Raw genomic sequence first — 20,260 nt, forward strand, 5'->3', positions numbered from 1 at the left:
TTAGCTTTTTGGCAGCTTCGCTATCAGCTTTTCTACCGAGGCAAGGCGTACCGGTTTCGCCGGGGCTGGTGTTGCCTTCGTTTCTTTGGCTGCTTTGCGATCAATGTCTTTCAGCAGATCGCCCGAAAGACCGAAGCCTGTTTTCAACGCTGCCGATTTGATCGCAGGCGCGGCCAGCTCTGCCATGCGTACCGGTGCGGCAGAGGCAGGTAATGTCGGAACGGTGCGATCTTTCAACAGCATCGCGACAGCCTTGCGTGCGTCGGCTTCACTGCGGCGTTGTTTGGGATAGATGAAACCGTGCACCGGCCATTCGGTGCTGCCTAAGGCTTCGTTGGGTGTGTACCAGACGCGGACGCGGCTCCAGTCGTTCGCTTCGGACACGTCTACGGCGCGGACGTCTTCTTCGATATGCCCACGCACGCCGCCTATCGTTGACCAGTTGGCGTGGCTGATGATGATAGTCCGATCATCCAATATGCGCCGGACAGCCGCGACATGGCCTAGGCGCATTTTGCCATGGGGCGGGAATGCGAGCACTGCGCCAACTTCGGGTGCGTTTCCACGGGCATATTTGCCCTCGGCCTGCCCCCACCAACTATGCGCGTCACCATAAATGGTCACGCCCGACAAGGCCCGTGCATAGGGCACGCATTGCAGGCCTTCATTCAACGCGAACGCTGGTGAAGCGACCAGCAATAAGGACAAGAAAAGCGCTCTCATGTAAAATGTGATAAATTAAGATCACAAATGCAGGCATAATGTTTATGGTTAACGCGCTGTTAAATGTGCGGGCAAGTGAAGATCAGAACAGCCTTGATACAGCCGAAATCGCGGCCAACCCCAAGGTCAGCGCCACAAACAGGCGCCAGATGTGCGCTGGAATTTGGCCGAAAGATTTTGCTCCCAGCCAATTGCCGGCCACCAACGGGGGAAACAATATCAACGACAGCAAAAGCAGCCGCCAACTGGCCAGACCAAGCGCCAGGGATGAAATTGTTCCGGCAATCGCGGTGGCGAAAAAGACCAGCAACATCGATGCCCGCGCTTCGGCGGGGGGAATCGGTTGGCGCAAATAATATGGCACAACCGGCGGCCCCGGCATCGCCGCAAATCCGTTCAATATGCCTGAAGCGATTCCAGTTAGTGCGGTTTCCTTGGGCCCCGGCCGTATTTCGGCGCGCGGCGGCAACAGAACCAGTATGAACGCTCCAATGGCAATCAGAACAATCAGCAAACGCGCCACGGCGGGCGTCGTCTGCTGCAAAAGCCAAATGCCACACGGCGTCGCCACAACGGCATAGGCCGCAATATTGAGCACGCTTTTGCGGTGCGCGTCTGCATAGATTGTCTTAATGCCGACCGGCCCGATCAACACTTGCAACAATATGCCAAGTACAACGGCTTCGGCTGGCGTCACGATCAGCCCTAGGAGCGGAACCAGGATAATAGCCATACCAAAACCGGTAAGGCCACGGACATAGGCCGCGCCAAAAGTCATGGCCGCAGCCGCCGCCAACGTGACAGGGTCGATGCCTGCCAAAATATCGACCGGATTTATGTTCGCAAGTCCGGAGGCGTGGCTTCGGTGGTCAGCATCCCGATCGCGTCATCCAGCGACATGATCCGCTGTCCATCCGAGCCCAAGGAGCGGATCGCGACTTTGCCTTCCTCTGCCTCGCGCATACCGACAACCAACAGATGCGGCACTTTTGCCAGGCTGTGTTCGCGCACCTTATAATTGATCTTCTCATTGCGGAAATCGCTTTCCACACGCAATCCTGCGGCGCGGAGCCGTTCTGTAACGGCAATACCATAGCCGTCGGCGTCCGAAACAATGGTCGCCACCACAGCCTGAACCGGCGCCAGCCAGACGGGGAAGCGGCCGGCATAATGTTCGATCAATATGCCGATAAAGCGTTCATAAGAACCGAATATCGCGCGGTGCAGCATGACCGGCCGGTGGCGCGCGCCATCTTCGCCGACATAGCTTGCGTCCAGCCGTTCGGGCAGTACGCGGTCGGACTGGATTGTCCCTACCTGCCATGTGCGTCCAATGGCGTCGGTCAAATGCCATTCCAGCTTGGGCGCATAGAACGCCCCTTCGCCGGGCAATTCTTCCCAACCATATTCTGCGGTCGCAAGTCCCGCGCGCGCAACCGCATCGCGCAGTTCGTTTTCCGCCTTGTCCCAATCGGCGTCGGAGCCGAACCGCTTTTCGGGTCGGAGCGCGAGCTTGATCGAATAGGTAAAGCCGAAATCCTTGTAGATCCGGTCCGCCAGCGCACAGAAATCCTGGACTTCGGCGACAATCTGGTCTTCGCGGCAAAAGATATGGGCGTCATCTTGTGTAAACTGTCGCACCCGCATCAACCCGTGCAACGCGCCATGCGGCTCGTTCCGGTGGCAACACCCATTCTCGTATAGTCGCAGCGGAAGGTCGCGATAGGATTTGATGCCCTGCCGGAAAATCAGCACATGCGCCGGACAGTTCATAGGCTTCAAGGCCATCCAGTCCGCGTCGCCTGAAATGACAGGACCTTCATCATCCACATTCGGCACTTCATCGGGAATCACGAACATATTTTCGCGATATTTGCCCCAATGGCCCGACTGTTCCCATTGCCGCGCGTCCATCACCTGCGGCGTCTTCACCTCTTGATAGCCTGTCGCGTCGATGGCACGGCGCATATAGGATTCAAGCTGGCGCCAGATTGTAAAGCCATGCGGATGCCAGAATACCGAGCCGTGCGCCTCTTGTTGCAAATGGAACAGGTCCATATCCTGGCCCAAGCGGCGATGGTCGCGCTTTGCCGCTTCTTCTAACCGGACTAGATGGGCATCAAGCTGCTTCTTGCTCAACCAACCCGTGCCGTAAATGCGGCTTAACTGGGCATTATTCTGATCGCCGCGCCAATAAGCACCGGCGACGCGCGTCAACTTGAACGCTTGCGGGTCAAGCTTTCCGGTTGATGCCAGATGTGGCCCGCGGCACATATCCATCCAGTCATCACCCGACCAGTAAACCGTCAGTTCTTCGCCATCGGGCAATTCACGGGCCCATTCCGCCTTGAAGCTTTCGCCCGCCGCCGCCCATGTCGCGATCAGCGCATCGCGGGCCATGACTTCGCGGCGCAGCGGCTTGTCGGCCCGAATTATCTCGCGCATTTTTTCTTCAATGACAGGCAGGTCATCGAGCGTAAACGGTCCGCGATTCGCCGGTGCCATCACATCATAATAGAAACCGTCATCTGTCGCCGGCCCGAACGTAATCTGGGTCCCGGGAAACAGCGCCTGCACCGCTTCGGCCAATATATGTGCAAAGTCATGCCGCGCCAGTTCAAGCGCATCGCCTTCATCTTTTGCAGTAATCAGCGCCAGATGGGTGTCCGTTTCCAAAGGCCGCATGATGTCACGCACCTCGCCATCCACACGGGCAGCAAGCGCAGCCTTGGCAAGGCCGGGACCAATTGCGGCGGCAATCTCCGCAGGGGTGGTTCCGCAAGGCACTTCACGGGCGGAGCCATCGGGAAGGGTGACGCGGATCATCTCGGACATGGGAAAGACTGACTTTCTAAAAGTTTCAAGAAGCGCCCCTTTGCCAGCCCTCACCCAAAGCCGCAACCCTGCAGAAACAGGCGAATTGGCGTGAAATATTCGGCAATTTGGAAAAAATGGAAAGGACGCTTGACACTGCGGGTTAATTAAGTAAAGAGTGCTTGTCTTTTTTATAAGGGTATTTGACATGATCGAGAAGAACAGGATGGCGCCCTATATGCGCCGCTATACGATACGGATCATAATGTTCATGACGGCATACGTCCTTATTTTGACCGGCAGTCTGTTTTTTGCACGTAATGGGGCACCCCATTCGCAAGCCACATTAATCGGACTGGCACTGATAACCGCTTTTCCTGTTATCGGCGTTTTTTGGGCAATTTTTCGATTGCTGGTCGAAACCGATGACGAGTATCAACGGCTGTTATTTGCCAAGCAGACATTGCTCGCCACTGCGATTACTTTAGTTATCGTCACTGTGTGGCAGTTTCTGCAAGTCTATGATGTGGTGTCGACAGGGCCTCAATGGATGGGCGTCCTCTGGTTCGGGGCGCTTGGTATCGCTGGCCCGTTTGTGCGTTGGAAAGCATGAAAAACCGTCTGAAAGTTCTGCGCGCCGAGCGCGACTGGAACCAGCAGGACCTGGCCGATGCGCTTGGCGTATCGCGCCAGTCGGTCAACGCAATCGAAACAGGAAAATATGACCCGTCGCTGCCGCTGGCTTTTCGAATTGCCGATCTGTTCGGTTTGCCGATCGAAGCCATTTTCCTACGCGACTGATTACCTCTTTGGAGACCTACAATGAAACTGATCTTATCTTTGATGTTGGCCACGCTTTGTCTTTTCGTGTCATCATCGCTTAACGCAAAACCCACACAATGCGATCCCGCAAAAGCCACCAAAATTGAACGCTCAACCTTCGAAGGTCAACGTTTCAGCGTCCATATCGAAGGCCCGTCAAAGGGCGATGTCGATGATGTGATCTTGATCCCCGGCCTCGCGTCGCCACGCGATGTATGGAGCACAACAGTGGCGGCCAAAAGCGGATGCATTCGGATCCATGCCGTGCAAATCCGGGGCTTCGGCGACGATGCACAAATCAATGCCGATGGTCCCGTTCTCGATCCGTTTATTAAGGAACTGGCTGATTATATCGCGCAACATATCGTCGCAAAAAACGGAAAGAAGCCAGCGATCATCGGCCATTCAATGGGCGGCCTTTCAGCTTTAATAATGGCGGCCCGCTATCCTGATCGGGTTGGAAAGGTCATGGTCGTAGACGCCTTACCCTTCATTGGAACATTGTTTAACCCTGCAGCGACGGTAGAGTTAGTGCGTCCGCAAGCCGAACGGATGGCCGCCAGTATCCGGTCCTCTTATGGCCAGCCAGCACCGAAAGATACAGGGACCGACCCCGGACCGCAAAGCCAGGCAGGTCGTTTGACCAATACCGCCGAGGGCCGGATCCTGGTGGACCGATGGAGCAGAAATTCGGACTCCCGGGTTATCGCCCAGGTATTGCTGGATGTCATGACAACTGATTTGCGCCCCGAACTCCCAAAGATAACCGCGCCGGTCACATTACTCTACGCACAGGACGATAGCGCGATGACCGTCGAACAATCTACAGCGGCCTTCATCCCGCAATATGCCGGAACGCCAAACTTTAAGGCAGTCCAAATAACTGGCAGCTACCATTTCATCACGCTGGACCAACCGGAAAAATTTGGCGCAGAGCTCGACCTTTTCCTCGATAAAAAGCCGGAGGGTAAATAACCCTGCCATATCAGCAAAAGACCGTTTGGCCCAGGACGGGCGCTGTGTCCAAGTCTGCCGAAACAACGACGACGTTGGTGGCGGACAGACCGGACGGATTATCCGCCCGTCTTTTCCTTTCGATAGGGAACGAATTCTCCAAGGCTGCACACGGGCCCCGGAATGCCACTTGTCCGGTCGACGAGCTTTATCAAGTCGCCCCGGCATTTCTGGCTGCCAAACTGTTCTGTCACCAATATATCATGGCCATTGGCAAGACCGGGGCACCCGCTGCGCAAGGTGTTTTTATACACAAGCCTGCCTGAGACACGGTAGAGGAGAATATCGTCGCTGATACGGATGATATTTTCGCCGTTGAAATCGTTGATGCAGTTCACAGGTTCGCTCGCAACCTTTCCGGACAGTTCCTTGGTCAGGCGAACCGACTGTTTATCGGTTAAGGGCTTCGGAGTGCTGTCAACCGGTCCACAAGCCGCAAGTGTGGCGATTGCCGAAACAGGTACGGCCAATGCGAGAATCATTTTTTTGTGCATGATATTGCTCCTTGAACGATACATCACATTACCAACCTGAACGGCACATTAGCAATATATAGTAGCGCTATGTCTTTTTTCTTGTGGCGTGACATTTACGATCATCCCGCCAAGTTCGATGTCGGCCACATCTTCAAGTACAGCCATGGCCCGTGTGCCATTTTCCATGGCTATCAATAAGGTGGCGGCCCCTATCTGGTCCTTGGACACAGGCCGGGCATAGGTCAGGATTTTGCCTTTACCCTGAGGCGTGCTGTCCAGTTCCACCGATTTGGCCTGATATCCAGTTGCGACGTCACCCATCCACGGCTGCGCGGGTTGAAGGGCGGTATAAATGCCGACCGCCTGTTTTGACATAACGCCACCATTGGCGGTTACCAACGCCGGTTTGGAACCGTCGCTTCGCAAAGCATCGACCATGGCGGCTATGCTATAGGTGGCATAGCCGTTTCCGGGTCCGCCAAAAAAGTTGAGTCCGCCGGTCAGCGTATAATCCCCCAGCGAACGCGTGGGATCACCCAAAGTATCAACCGCCCCATAAACGGCGACCGGGAAACAACTGTAAATGTCGACAGGCCCCAGATCAGTTGCCGCGACTCCCGCCTGGTCAAGCGCGGCGTGCAAGGCGTAGTCCAGCGCACAGGCGTGCAATATGTCGGCACGTTCGCTATAGGGCGGTTCCTTGGTTTCGCTGGCCCCGGCAAGCCAGACCATCTTGTCATCGGACACGCCCATTTCGCGTGCCTTGCCTGCGCTGGTCAATAGGATGGCACCGCCCAGATCAACGGCGTCCTGCGCGACACGCCAACGCCGGTAGATATCGGTCAGACGATAATCGCTTTCATGGTCACGCATCAGGTCGCGCGTCGTAAAATGCTTTGCAAATTGGGCATGTTCGCGGGTCAGGGATTTGACCGACATCGCCGCGCTCAATTCGGCCATATGGACCAGATAGTCTTCGCGGGAAATGCCCAAACCCAGCCGTCGCGCATTTTCCAGAAGCGAATAGGCGAGCGGCATGGAGATAATACCGTGGCGTATTTCGTTGCGGCTGAGAATAGGAAAACTGGACAGGCGATTGTCGAATGCGGTTTGCGACGGCAAGCGCCAGTCTAGTTCAATCCCTGCCTTGCGCGCCCGCTTGGCCGTGCCAGTGGCTTCTGCGGCGACAATGATCGCAACCTGCGTTTCCCCGCGCCGGATCGCACCGGCCATTTCATGCACCATGGCCTGTGGGCTTTGGCCACCGATATCGGCATAGATCAGGTTTCGGGCGCTGATGCCGCCTGCTGCGCCAAATGCTTCGGGCGTGTTATCGGGGGAACCGGTGCCCAAGGATACGCCGCTGTCCTCAAATGTCCGGATGGCGGCTATGGTGTCGATTGCGGCAGAAACCGCATGCGCCTGACCCGTATCAGCCAGCGCAAATTTGATCGCCTGCCCGGCCAGATCGACCGGCCGAGGCCATTCCCCCGGCACCGTCTTGCGGCTTGCCTCGCCTACGCCAATGATGACGGGTGCGCTGTTATCAAAATTGCTCATCATCGGCCTCTCATTATTCGCTTAACCGCACGCTTAAATATGCTAGCAGGTGATGCAAGAATAAAGGAGAGCGCAATGGCAACCTGGCCGAAATTGACATGGGACACAGAACCGACAGGGCCGTTAAAGGGCATCAAAGTCGTTGACATGGCGACCGTGGTTTTGGGGCCTTATGCCACGGTGCAGCTTGCCGATCTGGGTGCGGAAGTCATCAAGATCGAAAACAGCGAAGGCAATACGCCGGGCGACCTGATGCGCCATGCAGGTGATTCGCCCACGAAGCAGCACGGGCCGATCTTTGCCGCGTTGAACCGCAATAAAAAGGCGATCAATCTCAATATTAAAAAGGATGAGGACAAGGCTGTCCTGGAAGCCTTGCTCGAAGAAGCCGATGTCTTCATCCATAATGTCCGGATGGCCGGCATGGAACGCCTCGGCTTTGGCTATGATGCGGTTAAAGCCATCAACCCTGACATTGTTTATGTGCATTGCGCGGGCTTTGGCGCAGGCGGGGCCTATGGCGAACGGCAGGCCTATGATGATCTCATTCAGGCAGCGTCCGGCTTTGCCGCGTTAAGCGAGCAGCGTGATGGCGGGCGGCCCACCTACGCGCCTTCGCTGGTAGCCGACAAGGTTAGCGGCCTGTTCGCAGCCAACGCCACTATGGCCGCCTTGCTGGCCCGTGCAGGGGGTCAAGGCGGGCAATTTGTGCAGGTCCCGATGTTCGAATGCTTCACCTGGTTTCACATGGTTGAAAATCTGTGGGGTGAAACCTTCATTCCCGGCAATGGTCGAATGGGTTATACAAGGTCAGTCAATCCGCGGCGGCGGCCTTATCCGACGAAGGACAGTTTCATTGCCATCGTTCCTTATAATGACCGGCAATGGGCGACATTTTTTGAACTGGGCGGTCGGCCCGGCGTCTTCGATGACCCACGCTTTTCCACCTATCAGGAACGGACCAAACATACGGGCGAACTGTACGCGCTGATCGAAGAAGTGACCGCCGAACGGACGACAGCCGAATGGCTGGACCTGTTGGCGGAAAATGACATTCCGGCGATGAAATATAACCGCATGGCCGACGTGTTAACTGATCCGCATCTGACCGATGTCGGCTTTTTCGAAGAACGCGAAAGCCCCGATATCGGCAAATATCGCACCATGAAGCATCCTGTACATTATGCCGGAACGCCTGTGACGAATTATGCCCATCCACCCATGCTGGACGCAGATGGCGACGAGATAAGGAAAGCGTTGGGGATGTGAAGCCCCTCTCCTTCGGGAGAGGGAATTCAGCTAAACCAACAACCCCCGCATGATAAGCTCGATCGTATGGTCGCGATACCGGTCGCGCATGTTTTCGTTGAAATCGTGCTGATTATAGCAATGCCGCAGAACAAGGCGGGAGGAATAGAAGCGGTCTGCAGCGCCGGTGACGGTGAAATAGAAAAACTGCGGGTCGATGTTGCGGAACTTACCCGCTTTCACACCTTCGCTGATAAGCGTGTCATAGGCCTTGGAAATAGGGCGGAGATAAAGATCGGCGATCCGGGCTGCCTCGGTCGGTGCACTGTCGCGCACCATCCGCATCAACAATCGGTTAAGATAGGGAAAGGCGTAATAAGTGTCGATCACTGCGCCGATATGAAAGCGCAGCTTTTCTTCCGGCGGCATGTCTTTGGCGACCAGCGCACCGAGGCCATGGACGATATTGCCCATATCCCGGTCGAGCAGGGCCAGCATCAAGCCGTTCTTGTTACCGAAATAATATTTGACGAGCGCGCTGTTGAGACCGGCCCGCATGGATAACTCGGACAACGACAAGTCTATCGTGTCGCCGTCACGCATGATCTGGCTGGCAGCGTCTATCAACTGGTCACGGGCATTTCCGCTCTCAGGTGCTTCGCTTATCAATTTGGGTCCAATGCTGGCCATATGCTCCCTATTCCCTCGCTGACGTAGCGTCACTTATAAGCAGGTTCGTTCCACCAAGGAAAGAAGTCCGGCATATCTGTGGATATTTTATCGGGATATACAGGCGGCCGCTTTTCGAGGAAGCTCGCAATCCCTTCGGCCGCATCACCGGACCGCGCGCGGCGGTAAATCGCCCGGCTGTCGATCTGGTGCGCGGCCATCGGATGATCCGCCGACGGCAAACGCCACAGCATCGCCCGCGTCAGGGCAATCGAAACAGGCGCGGTATTGTCTGCAATTTCGCGCGCCAGCTTTGTCGCCTCGGCGAGCAGGTCACCCGGCGCATGGACCGAGCGAACCAGTCCTCCGGCAAGCGCCTCAGCCGCGTCAAAAACACGGCCGGTCATACACCATTCCAGCGCCTGTTGCATGCCCACCAGACGAGGCAGAAACCAGCTTGATGCCGCTTCGGGAACAATGCCCCGACGCGCGAAGACAAAGCCGAAACGTGCTGTGTCGCTTGCCAGCCGGAAATCCATTGGCAGTTGCATCGTCGCGCCAATGCCCACCGCCGCACCATTGATCGCGCCAATAACGGGTTTTTTGCACTGAAATATCCGGAGTGTCAGTCGTCCACCAGAATCGCGTACGCGCTCATCCGAGAGCGACTCGACCTGCGACCCGCTGGCGAAGACATCGCCGCCGCCATCGGGCGTCAGATCTGCCCCTGCACAGAAAGCCCGATCGCCCGAACCCGTTACGATGACCGCACGGACCGCATCATCGGCGTCCCCCAAATCAAACGCCGAACACATTTCGCGCATCATCACATTGGTGAAGGCGTTCATCTTCTCCGGGCGATTGAGCGTGATGGTGGCTATGCCATCGGCAACGTCATAACGGATTTGGGCGAAGTCGGTCATGATGTCAGCGCGGTGCCATGCGGATTGCGCCGTCAATGCGGACATCTTCGCCGTTGAAATAGCCGCATTCGATCATGGTCAATGCGACCATCGCATATTCTTCGGGATTGCCCAGCCGTTTGGGGAATGGCACCGATGCGGCAAGCGCATCCTTCACCTGTTGCGGCGCGCCGTTCATCAACGGCGTGTTGAAGATGCCCGGCAGGATGGTGTTCACCCGAATACCTTCGCTCATCAGGTCGCGGGCGATGGGCAGGGTCATTCCGACAACGCCGCCCTTGGATGCGGAATAGGCCGCCTGCCCCATCTGGCCATCTTCGGCGGCGACCGACGCAGTGTTGACCATCGCACCGCGCTCGCCATCTTCCATCGGGTCGAGTGTCAGCATGCCCGCAGCCGATTTGGCAATGCAGCGGAATGTGCCGACGAGGTTTATCTGGATGATGCGGTCAAAGGCATCCAGCGGAAAATGCTTGATGGAGCCGTCTTCCTTTGATCGGCCGGCTGTCTTGATGGCATTTCCGGTGCCGGCGCAATTTACGAGTATGCGTTCCTGCCCATGGGCCGCACGGGCTTTGGCAAAGCCTGCATCAACGCTGTCATCACTGGTGACATTCACTTCGCAGAAAATGCCGCCAATTTCGGCGGCAACGGCCATGCCTTTTTCGGCCTGCAGGTCGAACAGCGCAACCTTTACGCCTTTGGCGGCCAGCGCACGCGCGGTGGCTTCGCCTAGTCCCGATGCCCCGCCGGTTACGACGGCTGCGATTGTGGAATCCAGTTTCATTGTACTTGCTCTCCGTTTTTTAACCGTCATGCTGAACTTGTTTCAGCATCCATCTATCGACTTTGCCGCCGGTTGCGCGGCGCGATGGACCCTGAAACAGGTTCAGGGTGACGGTGCGTTGATATTAAACCCGTTCGATAATCGTCACATTGGCCTGGCCACCGCCTTCGCACATGGTCTGGAGGCCATATTTGCCCTTGCGCGTCTCAAGCGCGTTGAGGAGCGTCGCCATCAATTTGGTACCCGACGCACCAAGCGGATGGCCTAATGCAATGGCGCCGCCATGCACGTTGATCCGCGAACGATCAGCACCGATATGTTTCAGCCACGCCAATGGCACAGGTGCGAACGCTTCATTCACTTCATACAAATCGATATCTTCGATTTTCATTCCCGAACGCTGCAACGCACGGTCGGTTGCGAACAAGGGTTCTTCAAGCATGATAACCGGATCACCCGCGGTGACCGTCAGGTTGACGATCCGCGCCCGCGGGGTCAGGCCGTGGTCCTTCAGAGCCTTTTCCGACACGATCAAGACCGCCGACGAACCGTCGCAAATCTGGCTGGCATTGGCCGCGGTAATCGAGCCGCCTTCCTGCAACAATTTTACCCCCGACAAACTTTCAATTGTCGCGTCATAGCGGATGCCTTCATCGCTATTGTGGATCATAGTGCCTTCTGGCGTTTCGATTTCGACACCGACTATTTCGTTGGCAAACAATCCCGCTTGCGTCGCGGCTATCGCCTTTTGGTGCGATTCCAAAGCGAACTGGTCCAGATCTTCACGCGAAAAGCTGTGCTTTTTCACCAACATTTCTGCGCCCATGAACTGGCTGAACATGATGCCGGGATAGGCTTCTTCGAGCCGGGGGCTCTTGTAAGTGCCAAGGCCTTCCATTTTGAACAGCATTGATGTCGAACCCATGGGTACGCGGGTCATGCTTTCGATACCGGCGGCCAGGACAATATCCTGTGTACCCGACATGATACCCTGTGCGGCAAACATCATCGACTGTTGCGAAGATCCGCATTGCCGGTCGATACTGACCGAAGGAATCGAATTGGGTAGTTTGGATGCCAGCACGATGTTGCGGCCGACATCGCCTGCCTGCTCACCGCCCATCATGACGCAGCCCATGATGACATCTTCAATCGCCGCGGGATCAAAGTCATTGCGGTCGGCAATCGCATCCAGAACGGCGGCGCCCAGATCTACCGGATGTACCCCGGCGAGCTTCCCACCCCGTCGTCCACCCGCGGTGCGGACCGCGTCTACAATATAAGCATCAGCCATCTTCACTCTCCTATGGGTCAAAATTTAATCAGACGATTAAACTTTGTAAACCGAGAGTCAAGGGCAACTTCCCTCTCCCATTGGGCGTGGAGGGACCAGTCCCCCGGACTGATCCGAGAGGCTCCACGGGTTGCGCAGACTTGCAAACTTGTTTGCTAGTCGAAGCTGGGTGAGGGGTTCTGCGCTATTGGCATAGTAGAGCCCCTCACCAACTGCGCGTAATCAGCAAGCTGATAACGCTTCGTATCCTCTCCCAATGGGAGAGGGAATTAAGCCGCTTCGCGCGCGATTGTGATGACTTGCGGATAGGTGAATTCGAGCAAGCCTTCTTCGCCCAATTCCGCGCCAAAACCTGACTGCTTATGTCCACCAAAGGGCGCATTGGGGGCAAGATGCATCGATTCATTAATCCAGACCGTGCCAGTCTCCAACTGTTCTGCCACTGCCACTGCGGCTTCGGGATTGCTCGTCCAGATAGATCCAGCTAGTCCGTAATCCGACGCATTGGCGCGGCTGATGACTTCGTCGACGGTCGAGAATTTCATCAGCGGCATGACCGGACCAAATTGTTCTTCCGCCACAATGCGTGCATCTTCCGGTGGATTGTCGAGTACCGTCACAGGCACGAAATAGCCGGGAATCGAAGGGTCGTGGTCGCCGCCAACAAGGAATTTATATCCCTTGTCCTTGGCATCGGCGATCAATTCCAGAACGCGGTTATATTGCTGCTTGTTCTGGATCGGGCCAATCGCTGTTCCCTGCTCGGCGCCATCGCCCACTTTTACGGCGCTCGCATAAGCGGCAATTGCGGCCGACAATTCGTCATAAATATCTTCATGAATATAGATGCGCTTTGCCGCGATGCAAACCTGACCCGCATTGTAAAAGCTCGCCCAAAACAGCTTTTCGGCAACCTTGGCAACATCCGCATCTGGCAAGACAATCGCGGCATCGTTTCCACCCAATTCCAACGTGATCCGCTTCAAATCTTTCGAAGCCGATTCCATCACGCGCTTGCCCGTGGCGGTTGAACCGGTGAAGGTAATCTTGTCGATATCGGGATGCGACGTCAGCATAGGCCCAAGCGCATCACCGCCTGTAATGATGTTCAAAACACCAGGTGGGAAAACGCCGGCAATCAATTCTGCCATCCGCAAGGTCGCCAAAGGTGTGAACGGCGAAGGTTTCAACACCATTGTACAGCCTGACAACAAGGCAGGCACGATTTTCTGCACCGCCATCAGCACCGGAAAATTCCACGGCACGATTCCACCGACAACGCCCACCGGGACACGGCGCGTGCGGCTTAGGCGCTTATCGCTGTCTTCGCTGATTTTTTCGTCGAGATTCAACATCGGCAACGCACGCGTCATACCGACGCAACCGGCAATTTCGCTGCCCGCCTGCATATGCGGCTTGCCCTGTTCGCTGGTCAACAGGCGCATCAGTTCATCACTGTTCGCCTTGATGGCATCGGCCATTTTGGCAAAACAGGCGCGGCGTTCTTCAACGGTCGTTTTTTTCCATTTGGGAAACGCAGCGCGCGCCGCCGCCACCGCTATATCCAGTTCCGCCTGTCCGCAATCGGGGACTTGCCCGATGACTTGTTCGTTGGCAGGGTTAACAACATCGATCCATTTGTCGACTGCAACCAATTCGCCGTTGATCAGGTTTTTATACTGCGTGGTCATCACATCTCTCCTTACGAGTCTCTCGACTTATATAATCATTCTGCGGGGAAACCGAGCCTAGACTTTGTCCTGTTTCGTCCAATATTCATCGCGCAACAACCGCTTGTAAAGCTTGCCGGTATCATGACGCGGTAATTCATCGCGAAAATCAATGCGGCGCGGAATTTTGATGCCCGATAGCTTTTCGCGGGCATAAGCGGTCAACTCGTCACGCAAGGCATCGCCTGCGTCTGCCATGTCGAGCGGTTGGACAACCGCGATCACTTCCTCACCCATTTCATCATGAGGTCCGCCGATAACCGCGACGTCCCGAACCTTGGGATGGGCGACCAGATGATTCTCGATTTCCTGCGGGTAAATATTCACGCCGCCGGATATAATCATGAAACTCTTGCGATCGGTGAGGTAGAGATAACCCTCTTCGTCCAGTCGCCCGACATCGCCCAATGTGGTCCAGCCATGCTTGTTCGTGGCGCCCTTCGTTTTTTCGGGGTCATTATGGTAACTGAACGAAGCTGCACTTTCGAAAAAGACGGTGCCTTCCTGACCCACAGGGACATCGTCACCATTTTCATCGCAAATGTGCATAACCGCATTGAGCGCGCGACCTACAGATCCTTTGTGAGTCAGCCATTCTTCGCTTGAAATGAAGGTAATCCCTTGCCCTTCGGTGCCGGCATAATATTCGCGCAGCACTGGTCCCCACCAGTCAATCATCGCTTCTTTGATCGGCACAGGACAAGGCGCAGCCGCATGAACCGCGGTTTCCAGCGTCGAAACATCATATTTGTTTCGCACATCCTCGGGCAGTTTGAGCATACGGGCAAAATGCGTCGGCACCCATTGGCTGGCGGTGATCTTGTATTTCTCGATCGCAGCCAAGGCGGCTTCGGGATCGAATTTCTCCATAACGACAACGGTGCCGCCCAGACGGTGAACGGCGATGCACCAGCGCAGTGGCGCGGCGTGGTAGAGCGGCGCCGGTGACAGGTAGATGCTGTCGCCGGAGAATTTGAACGCCATCATCGCCAGGCCCGATAACGGGTTGGTCCCTGCGATGTCTGGATCCTCGGGCAGCGGAAAACGCACGCCTTTGGGCTGGCCAGTAGTCCCGGAACTGTAAAGCATATCCGTCCCAGCCCGCTGGTCGGCGATCGGCGTTGTCGGCATGGCGGACACAGCAGCGGTATAATCTGTCCATCCGGCATAGGGACCACCCAGTATAAAACGCTGCACCGGGCTTTGCAGGTGGTCAAGTGTCGCACCCAGATAGGACGATGCAAACAGAGCCTTTGCCCCGCTATCATTCAGGATATAGTCCATTTCCGAAGCCGTCAGGCGGCAACTGATCGCGACATAGATCAGTCCGGCCCGTTGCGCGCCCCAGACCAGATCGAAAAACTCGGCGCGGTTTTCAAGGCAGAAGGCAACTGTGTCGCCCTGTTGCAATCCTATCAAGCGGAACAGGTGCGCGCATTGGTTCGATCGTTCATCCAATTCTCGATACGTGATCGTCTCGCCTGATCCCGCCATGATGACGGCGGGCTTGTCAGGATTTGCAGCGGCATGGACGACCGGATGTCCCATGATTATTCCCCTGACCAGTTCGGTTTGCGTTTTTCCGCAAAGGCCAGTGCGCCTTCACGCGAATCTCTCGAGGTGAAGACCGGCCCGCAAACTTCGTTCTGTTTCTTCCACATTTCGGTCGAGTTCCAGTCCGGTCGTTCATTGATAACACGCTTGGTGGCGATCAACGCCAGCGGCCCGTTTGCCGCCACTTTTGCCGCCAATTCCAATGCTGCGTCGATAGCTGAACCTTCGGTCAGCCGGTTCACGAAACCGATTTCATAGGCGCGCTGGGCCGAGATGAAATCGCCGGTCAGCGCAAGCTCCATCGCCATGCGCTTGCCGATGATCGAGGGAAGCGTGAGCAACCCGCCCGCCGCAGCTACAAGGCTACGCTTCACTTCGGGGATGCCGAATTGCGCCTTATCGTTGGCCACCAGCAGGTCACACGCAATCGCTATTTCCATACCGCCTGCCAAAGCATAGCCCTCGACTGCGCCGATCAGCGGCTTGGCAGGCGGGGATTCGATAAATCCGGCAAAGCCTTTGCCCTTGATGCTAGGCAATTCGCCACGCAGAAACGCCTTCAGATCCATCCCCGAACAAAATGTCCCGCCTGCGCCGGTAATGATTCCCGCATTCAGGGTCTTGTCGCTATCGAGCTGCTCCATCGCTGCGGCGACGCCTTGCGCCACCGCTTGATTGACGGCATTCTTGGCTTCGGGCCGGTTGATCGTAATGATCAGGACGCCGTCCTGCACTTGCGTCAGCACTTCACTCATATTGTCACTCTCCAATAATGCTGGCGGGGCTCATTAGCGGCCCTTCGGTAGTCCCAGCACATGCTCGCCGATGATATTTTTCTGGATCTGGCTCGTGCCGCCGCCAATGGTTGCGGAAAAGCTGTTGAGATAGGCACGATGCCAATAGCCATCATCGACTGCATTTTCATCACCGACATAATAGCCTGCACGGCTGCCCTGAAACTGTAGCGAAAATTCGGTCAGTTCGCGGATCAGTTCGGTCCGCGCCAGCTTGTTCATCAATGCCAGCCCCATGGGCCGGTCGCTGGTCAACGGGGCCATCCGGCGGCGCTGGTTATTGAGATTGAGGGCCTGAATTTCAATAATATAGTCAACAAGCTTGTCACGCATGACAGGGTCGTCAAGCACCGGCTTACCGCCACGCTTTGCCGTTCGCGCCATGTCGACAACGCTCATCACGTCCATTTCCTTGACGAAATAGCCGCCGACAGGATTGACCTTCGCGCCCCGTTCATATTCCAGCGTTTTCATCGCGACCATCCAGCCCTGCCCCTCTTCGCCGACAAGGCCCGAGGCGGGAATACGCGCATCGGTAAAGAAGCATTGGGTAAATCCATATTCGCCCGTCAGCTTCTTCAGCCGCCGGGTTTCGACACCGGGGATTTTCATAGGCGCGAGGAAAAAGCTGAGGCCTGCATATTTGCTGGGCCCGTCATTTGAAGTGCGCGCGAGCAGGATCATATAGTCCGCACGGTCACCCAGCGAAGTCCAGATTTTCGATCCGTTAATGACATAATCATCCCCGTCCCGCACCGCCTTGGTCTGCGCCGACCCGAGGTCGGACCCATGCTCGGGCTCCGAAAAACCCTGGCACCAGATTTCCTCGGCGCTCAGCATCGGCTTGATGTAGCGCCGCTTGTCCTCTTCACGACCGATGTCGAGCAACAGCGGCCCGGTCCAGCCATTAGCAATGGCGTTTATCATGATCGGCGCATCATGCGTTTTCATGATCCGCGTCGCTATCCGCTGATATTCAGGATGCAGTCCATAGCCACCATATTCGGTCGGCCAGCTCATTCCGAAATAGCCCGCCTCATAGACCTTGCGCTGCCATTCGCGCAGAAAATCGAACTGTTGGTCGGTGGATACTTCCATGAAGGTCAGCGGCAACATGAAACCGGGGTCGCGAACGGTATGTTCGGCGAACCAGGCGTCGCACTGCTTTTCGAAATCCACAAGTTCTTGGGGGCTTGGTTTGCTCATGGCCGATTCCTCTCTTAACGTTTAATTGCGCGATTAAATATCGAATTGCAAGGGGCGAGGTTTGATTTTCCCTCCGCTTTAAAACTCTTTTTAACCCCGATTTGATCGGCGGTGTCATTGACGTATGCGGCTATTCAACTTTGCCGCTTGAATGGTCCCATTTCCCCCAGAAACTCTATCTCGCGTTCCATGGCCTGCGTCTCGCGTTCCAGAAAATCGGCAACGGCCGAACGAAAGCCGCCATTGGCAATATAATGCGCGGAATATGTGGGCACCGGTTCATAGCCCCGCTCCAGCTTGTGTTCGCCCTGCGCCCCTGCTTCGACTCGCGGCAAACCATGGGCAATCGCATAATCCACCGCCTGATAATAACAGAGTTCAAAATGAAGGAAAGGGACGTCACGGGTGCACCCCCAATAGCGGCCATAAAGGCAATCCGGACTGACAAAGTTCAACGCACCGGCGATGGGCGTAGCCCCATCAAAGGCAAGAAAAAGGACAATGCTGTCCTTCATGCTGTCGCCGATGATGTCGAAAAAGGCACGCGTAAGATAGGGCCGCCCCCATTTGCGCGCGCCGGTATCCTGATAGAAGACCCAAAAGGCACCCCACATTTCTGACGTAATATCCGCTCCCGAAATTTGCTCGATCCGAACTGTTGCCTGCGCCGCTGCCCTTTCTTTGCGGATCGCCTTGCGTTTGCGCGAAGACAACGCCCCCAGAAATTCGTTGAAGTCGCCGTAACCGCGATTTTGCCAATGGAATTGCGTGCCGATCCTGACCAGCCAGCCTGCTGCGCGATAAAAGTCCAGCTCGGACTCGTCGACAAAAGTCGCATGGGCTGACGAAAGACCATTTTGATCCACCACGGTTTCTGCAGCCGCCAGCAGGGACGCCGCATAGGTCGGATCACGCATCAACAGCCTTGGGCCAGGCACTGGCGAAAAAGGCGCGGCAATTTGCAGTTTCGGATAATAGCGTCCACCCGCCCGTTCAAAAGCATCCGCCCAATGGTGGTCGAACACATATTCGCCCTGGCTATGCGTTTTCAAATAGGCCGGAAGCGCCGCTGCAGGAATGTCATCACCGTCGCGGATAAGAATGGGTGCCGCTGACCACCCCGTTCCCGGACCAACGCTGCCCGATTCTTCAAGCGCCGAGAGAAAGGCGTGGCCGACAAAGGGGTTGCCGCGCGGGTTGAGCGAATCCCATTGCACAGGCGCGATATCGCTGACCCGGCTCAACAGTTCGGCGGCAACGCCATCGGCCATTAATTCGAGCGCACCTTGACCACACAATCAATTTCCACCGTCGCATCGCGCGGCAGAACAGGCACAGATACCGCTGCACGGGCATGCTTTCCGGCATCGCCGAACACCGACTCCATCAGGTCGGACGCGCCGTTTGCGACCTCCGGTTGATCGGTAAATTCAGAAGTCGACGCGACAAAGACGCCCAGTTTGACGATCCGTTCCACGCGGTCCAGATCCCCACCCAATGCCTTTTTCATCTGCGCGATCAGCATGATACCACATGCCCGGGCGGCGAGCTGGCCGTCGGCCAAACTGCGCATATCGCCCACTTTGCCGGTAATCACCTTGCCATCGACAAAGGGCAATTGCCCCGACACATACAGCATCCCGTTCGCTTCGACCGTTGGCACATAAGACGCAACAGGGGCCGCAGGTTCGGGCAAGATGATGCCCAATTCGGCGAGTTTTTCTTCAATCATGATAGTCCCTTTTCCAAAGCAGGTGCGACCGCATTTGCCACCAGTTTTTCCCGGATCCAATGTTCTGCGTCAGCCCATCGGTCCAAACGTGCATGCGCCGCCTTCGATGATTTAACCCGTTCCCACAATAACGGCTCACCCACAAAATGCAGCCGCCAGACGTCGGGGAAATGTTCCCCCACCGAATCATGCTGATGCCCCAGATCATCAACAAAAACCGCAACGCTCGGTTTATATGTGTCCAGAATTCGGCCCAGTGCCTCACCCTTGCCGCCCTGATTGGTATAGACCGGCGCATCGATGCCGACGGCCTTTAACTGTGCCGCCCGCGGTTCGGCGCGATGGTCGAGCAAATTCGTCAGAATGACGACATCGGCGACATCGCTTAGCCGGTTAATCGCATCAACCGCGCCGTCAATTGCCTGTTGCCGGCCCATTTCGGTATCAAAAAAGCCGTTCAGCAAATCCCACACGCGCCCGCGTTCGACAACTGTGCCATCATGTTTATGCCGCAACGCTTCGCCCCAGTCGCCATGCACCAGATCGAAATGAATGTGATGCGCCTCGTCCAGCCAATCGCGAAACGGCACAATCATGTGCAACAACACTTCGTCACAATCTGAAATCAATAGGGGTTTACTCATGATTCCAGTTCCTCACGCGCTTTTACCAATAATGCCGGCGATACCCCGATACACGCAGCGCACGCCAACAGATCGGGTTCGTGCGCCTCTAAAAAAGTCAATATCGCCGCCTGTGTCCCGCGTTCGGCGATACTGGTCCGCAACCCTTCTGGCGTAAGTCCGGTAAGCGACAAAAGCCGCTCCGCACGCGTTTCATCCATCAAGGCCCAGGCCAATGCCTGAAACGCCATTCCCGACGCGTCCAACTTGCCATTTGTTTCATGCATGGCT

21 protein-coding genes are annotated in these 20,260 nt (G+C 56.1%); 4 read left to right on the forward strand and 17 right to left on the reverse strand.

Going from position 1 to position 20,260, the window contains the following annotated elements; translation table 11 throughout:
* The 3 genes from ACEW72_RS02615 to thrS all read right to left on the reverse strand — a co-directional run bounded on the left by ACEW72_RS02615 (position 1) and on the right by thrS (position 3,558).
* Entirely contained in the window at positions 1 to 723 is a 723-nt protein-coding gene (locus ACEW72_RS02615) for a CHAP domain-containing protein (protein WP_373474827.1), read from the reverse strand.
* Positions 724 to 805: 82 nt separating this feature from the next.
* Positions 806 to 1,543, reverse strand: a complete 738-nt coding sequence (locus ACEW72_RS02620; protein WP_373474828.1) for a TSUP family transporter — start codon at positions 1,541 to 1,543, stop codon at positions 806 to 808.
* Positions 1,544 to 1,557: 14 nt separating this feature from the next.
* Positions 1,558 to 3,558 carry a threonine--tRNA ligase gene (gene thrS, locus ACEW72_RS02625; protein WP_373474829.1) on the reverse strand — a complete coding sequence of 667 codons (2,001 nt, stop codon included), beginning with the start codon at positions 3,556 to 3,558 and terminating at the stop codon, positions 1,558 to 1,560.
* A gap of 187 nt (positions 3,559 to 3,745) precedes the next feature.
* On the opposite strand from thrS, the gene ACEW72_RS02630 reads away from it, so the two are divergent.
* Genes ACEW72_RS02630 through ACEW72_RS02640 form a run of 3 tightly spaced genes read left to right on the forward strand, consistent with a single transcriptional unit; the run spans position 3,746 to position 5,334 of the window.
* Complete coding sequence (locus ACEW72_RS02630) at positions 3,746 to 4,150, forward strand: hypothetical protein (protein WP_373474830.1); 405 nt, start codon at positions 3,746 to 3,748, stop codon at positions 4,148 to 4,150.
* Positions 4,147 to 4,338: a helix-turn-helix transcriptional regulator gene (locus ACEW72_RS02635; protein ID WP_373474831.1), complete on the forward strand. Its 192-nt coding sequence runs from the start codon at positions 4,147 to 4,149 to the stop codon at positions 4,336 to 4,338. The genes ACEW72_RS02630 and ACEW72_RS02635 overlap by 4 nt, the downstream gene beginning before the upstream one ends.
* 21 nt (positions 4,339 to 4,359) lie before the next feature.
* Entirely contained in the window at positions 4,360 to 5,334 is a 975-nt protein-coding gene (locus ACEW72_RS02640; protein ID WP_373474832.1) for an alpha/beta fold hydrolase, read from the forward strand.
* 98 nt (positions 5,335 to 5,432) lie between these two features.
* Here ACEW72_RS02640 and ACEW72_RS02645 read toward each other — a convergent pair whose 3' ends face one another.
* Positions 5,433 to 5,867, reverse strand: coding sequence for a DUF6491 family protein (locus ACEW72_RS02645; protein WP_373474833.1), 435 nt, complete (start codon positions 5,865 to 5,867; stop codon positions 5,433 to 5,435).
* A 48-nt stretch (positions 5,868 to 5,915) separates the two neighbouring features.
* The gene (locus ACEW72_RS02650) at positions 5,916 to 7,412 is read right to left on the reverse strand and encodes a hypothetical protein (RefSeq protein ID WP_373474834.1); all 1,497 of its coding nucleotides are present in this window, start codon (positions 7,410 to 7,412) and stop codon (positions 5,916 to 5,918) included.
* Positions 7,413 to 7,484: 72 nt separating this feature from the next.
* On the opposite strand from ACEW72_RS02650, the gene ACEW72_RS02655 reads away from it, so the two are divergent.
* Entirely contained in the window at positions 7,485 to 8,678 is a 1,194-nt protein-coding gene (locus ACEW72_RS02655) for a CaiB/BaiF CoA transferase family protein (RefSeq protein WP_373474835.1), read from the forward strand.
* 30 nt (positions 8,679 to 8,708) lie between these two features.
* Here the strand turns inward: ACEW72_RS02655 and ACEW72_RS02660 are convergent, their stop codons facing one another.
* The 12 genes from ACEW72_RS02660 to ACEW72_RS02715 form a co-directional block, all read right to left on the reverse strand.
* Positions 8,709 to 9,347, reverse strand: a complete 639-nt coding sequence (locus ACEW72_RS02660) for a TetR family transcriptional regulator (RefSeq protein WP_373474836.1) — start codon at positions 9,345 to 9,347, stop codon at positions 8,709 to 8,711.
* A gap of 29 nt (positions 9,348 to 9,376) precedes the next feature.
* Complete coding sequence (locus tag ACEW72_RS02665) at positions 9,377 to 10,249, reverse strand: crotonase/enoyl-CoA hydratase family protein (protein WP_373474892.1); 873 nt, start codon at positions 10,247 to 10,249, stop codon at positions 9,377 to 9,379.
* A gap of 4 nt (positions 10,250 to 10,253) precedes the next feature.
* On the reverse strand, positions 10,254 to 11,036 hold the full coding sequence (locus ACEW72_RS02670; RefSeq protein WP_373474837.1) for an SDR family NAD(P)-dependent oxidoreductase: 783 nt from the start codon (positions 11,034 to 11,036) through the stop codon (positions 10,254 to 10,256).
* 124 nt (positions 11,037 to 11,160) lie between these two features.
* Positions 11,161 to 12,330, reverse strand: a complete 1,170-nt coding sequence (locus ACEW72_RS02675; protein WP_373474838.1) for an acetyl-CoA C-acetyltransferase — start codon at positions 12,328 to 12,330, stop codon at positions 11,161 to 11,163.
* Positions 12,331 to 12,599: 269 nt separating this feature from the next.
* The gene (locus ACEW72_RS02680) at positions 12,600 to 14,021 is read right to left on the reverse strand and encodes an aldehyde dehydrogenase family protein (protein WP_373474839.1); all 1,422 of its coding nucleotides are present in this window, start codon (positions 14,019 to 14,021) and stop codon (positions 12,600 to 12,602) included.
* Between the two features lie 57 nt (positions 14,022 to 14,078).
* Positions 14,079 to 15,608: an acyl-CoA synthetase gene (locus ACEW72_RS02685; RefSeq protein WP_373474840.1), complete on the reverse strand. Its 1,530-nt coding sequence runs from the start codon at positions 15,606 to 15,608 to the stop codon at positions 14,079 to 14,081.
* Between the two features lie 2 nt (positions 15,609 to 15,610).
* Positions 15,611 to 16,369, reverse strand: a complete 759-nt coding sequence (locus ACEW72_RS02690) for a crotonase/enoyl-CoA hydratase family protein (protein ID WP_373474841.1) — start codon at positions 16,367 to 16,369, stop codon at positions 15,611 to 15,613.
* 33 nt (positions 16,370 to 16,402) lie between these two features.
* Positions 16,403 to 17,614 (reverse strand): acyl-CoA dehydrogenase family protein, encoded by a 1,212-nt coding sequence (locus tag ACEW72_RS02695; RefSeq protein WP_373474842.1) that lies wholly within the window; start codon positions 17,612 to 17,614, stop codon positions 16,403 to 16,405.
* A gap of 134 nt (positions 17,615 to 17,748) precedes the next feature.
* Positions 17,749 to 18,885, reverse strand: a complete 1,137-nt coding sequence (locus ACEW72_RS02700; protein ID WP_373474843.1) for a GNAT family N-acetyltransferase — start codon at positions 18,883 to 18,885, stop codon at positions 17,749 to 17,751.
* Entirely contained in the window at positions 18,885 to 19,346 is a 462-nt protein-coding gene (locus ACEW72_RS02705; RefSeq protein WP_373474844.1) for a RidA family protein, read from the reverse strand. The genes ACEW72_RS02700 and ACEW72_RS02705 overlap by 1 nt, the downstream gene beginning before the upstream one ends.
* Complete coding sequence (locus ACEW72_RS02710; protein WP_373474845.1) at positions 19,343 to 19,990, reverse strand: HAD family hydrolase; 648 nt, start codon at positions 19,988 to 19,990, stop codon at positions 19,343 to 19,345. Before ACEW72_RS02710 ends, ACEW72_RS02705 begins: the two co-directional genes overlap by 4 nt.
* Positions 19,987 to 20,256, reverse strand: coding sequence for a DUF3572 family protein (locus ACEW72_RS02715; protein WP_373474846.1), 270 nt, complete (start codon positions 20,254 to 20,256; stop codon positions 19,987 to 19,989). Before ACEW72_RS02715 ends, ACEW72_RS02710 begins: the two co-directional genes overlap by 4 nt.
* Positions 20,257 to 20,260: the final 4 nt, after the last annotated feature.

It is taken from the genome of Sphingorhabdus sp., assembly GCF_041737645.1.
GTDB lineage: Bacteria > Pseudomonadota > Alphaproteobacteria > Sphingomonadales > Sphingomonadaceae > Sphingorhabdus_B.

Excerpts from the sequence above, each read along its gene's own strand:
- ACEW72_RS02615 (WP_373474827.1), bottom strand. The coding sequence starts at position 723 with ATGAGAGCGCTTTTCTTGTCCTTATTGCTGGTCGCTTCACCAGCGTTC.
- thrS (WP_373474829.1), bottom strand. The coding sequence starts at position 3,558 with ATGTCCGAGATGATCCGCGTCACCCTTCCCGATGGCTCCGCCCGTGAA.
- ACEW72_RS02630 (WP_373474830.1), top strand. The coding sequence starts at position 3,746 with ATGATCGAGAAGAACAGGATGGCGCCCTATATGCGCCGCTATACGATA.
- ACEW72_RS02635 (WP_373474831.1), top strand. The coding sequence starts at position 4,147 with ATGAAAAACCGTCTGAAAGTTCTGCGCGCCGAGCGCGACTGGAACCAG.
- ACEW72_RS02640 (WP_373474832.1), top strand. The coding sequence starts at position 4,360 with ATGAAACTGATCTTATCTTTGATGTTGGCCACGCTTTGTCTTTTCGTG.
- ACEW72_RS02645 (WP_373474833.1), bottom strand. The coding sequence starts at position 5,867 with ATGCACAAAAAAATGATTCTCGCATTGGCCGTACCTGTTTCGGCAATC.
- ACEW72_RS02650 (WP_373474834.1), bottom strand. The coding sequence starts at position 7,412 with ATGATGAGCAATTTTGATAACAGCGCACCCGTCATCATTGGCGTAGGC.
- ACEW72_RS02655 (WP_373474835.1), top strand. The coding sequence starts at position 7,485 with ATGGCAACCTGGCCGAAATTGACATGGGACACAGAACCGACAGGGCCG.
- ACEW72_RS02660 (WP_373474836.1), bottom strand. The coding sequence starts at position 9,347 with ATGGCCAGCATTGGACCCAAATTGATAAGCGAAGCACCTGAGAGCGGA.
- ACEW72_RS02665 (WP_373474892.1), bottom strand. The coding sequence starts at position 10,249 with ATGACCGACTTCGCCCAAATCCGTTATGACGTTGCCGATGGCATAGCC.
- ACEW72_RS02670 (WP_373474837.1), bottom strand. The coding sequence starts at position 11,036 with ATGAAACTGGATTCCACAATCGCAGCCGTCGTAACCGGCGGGGCATCG.
- ACEW72_RS02675 (WP_373474838.1), bottom strand. The coding sequence starts at position 12,330 with ATGGCTGATGCTTATATTGTAGACGCGGTCCGCACCGCGGGTGGACGA.
- ACEW72_RS02680 (WP_373474839.1), bottom strand. The coding sequence starts at position 14,021 with ATGACCACGCAGTATAAAAACCTGATCAACGGCGAATTGGTTGCAGTC.
- ACEW72_RS02685 (WP_373474840.1), bottom strand. The coding sequence starts at position 15,608 with ATGGGACATCCGGTCGTCCATGCCGCTGCAAATCCTGACAAGCCCGCC.
- ACEW72_RS02690 (WP_373474841.1), bottom strand. The coding sequence starts at position 16,369 with ATGAGTGAAGTGCTGACGCAAGTGCAGGACGGCGTCCTGATCATTACG.
- ACEW72_RS02695 (WP_373474842.1), bottom strand. The coding sequence starts at position 17,614 with ATGAGCAAACCAAGCCCCCAAGAACTTGTGGATTTCGAAAAGCAGTGC.
- ACEW72_RS02700 (WP_373474843.1), bottom strand. The coding sequence starts at position 18,885 with ATGGCCGATGGCGTTGCCGCCGAACTGTTGAGCCGGGTCAGCGATATC.
- ACEW72_RS02705 (WP_373474844.1), bottom strand. The coding sequence starts at position 19,346 with ATGATTGAAGAAAAACTCGCCGAATTGGGCATCATCTTGCCCGAACCT.
- ACEW72_RS02710 (WP_373474845.1), bottom strand. The coding sequence starts at position 19,990 with ATGAGTAAACCCCTATTGATTTCAGATTGTGACGAAGTGTTGTTGCAC.
- ACEW72_RS02715 (WP_373474846.1), bottom strand. The coding sequence starts at position 20,256 with ATGCATGAAACAAATGGCAAGTTGGACGCGTCGGGAATGGCGTTTCAG.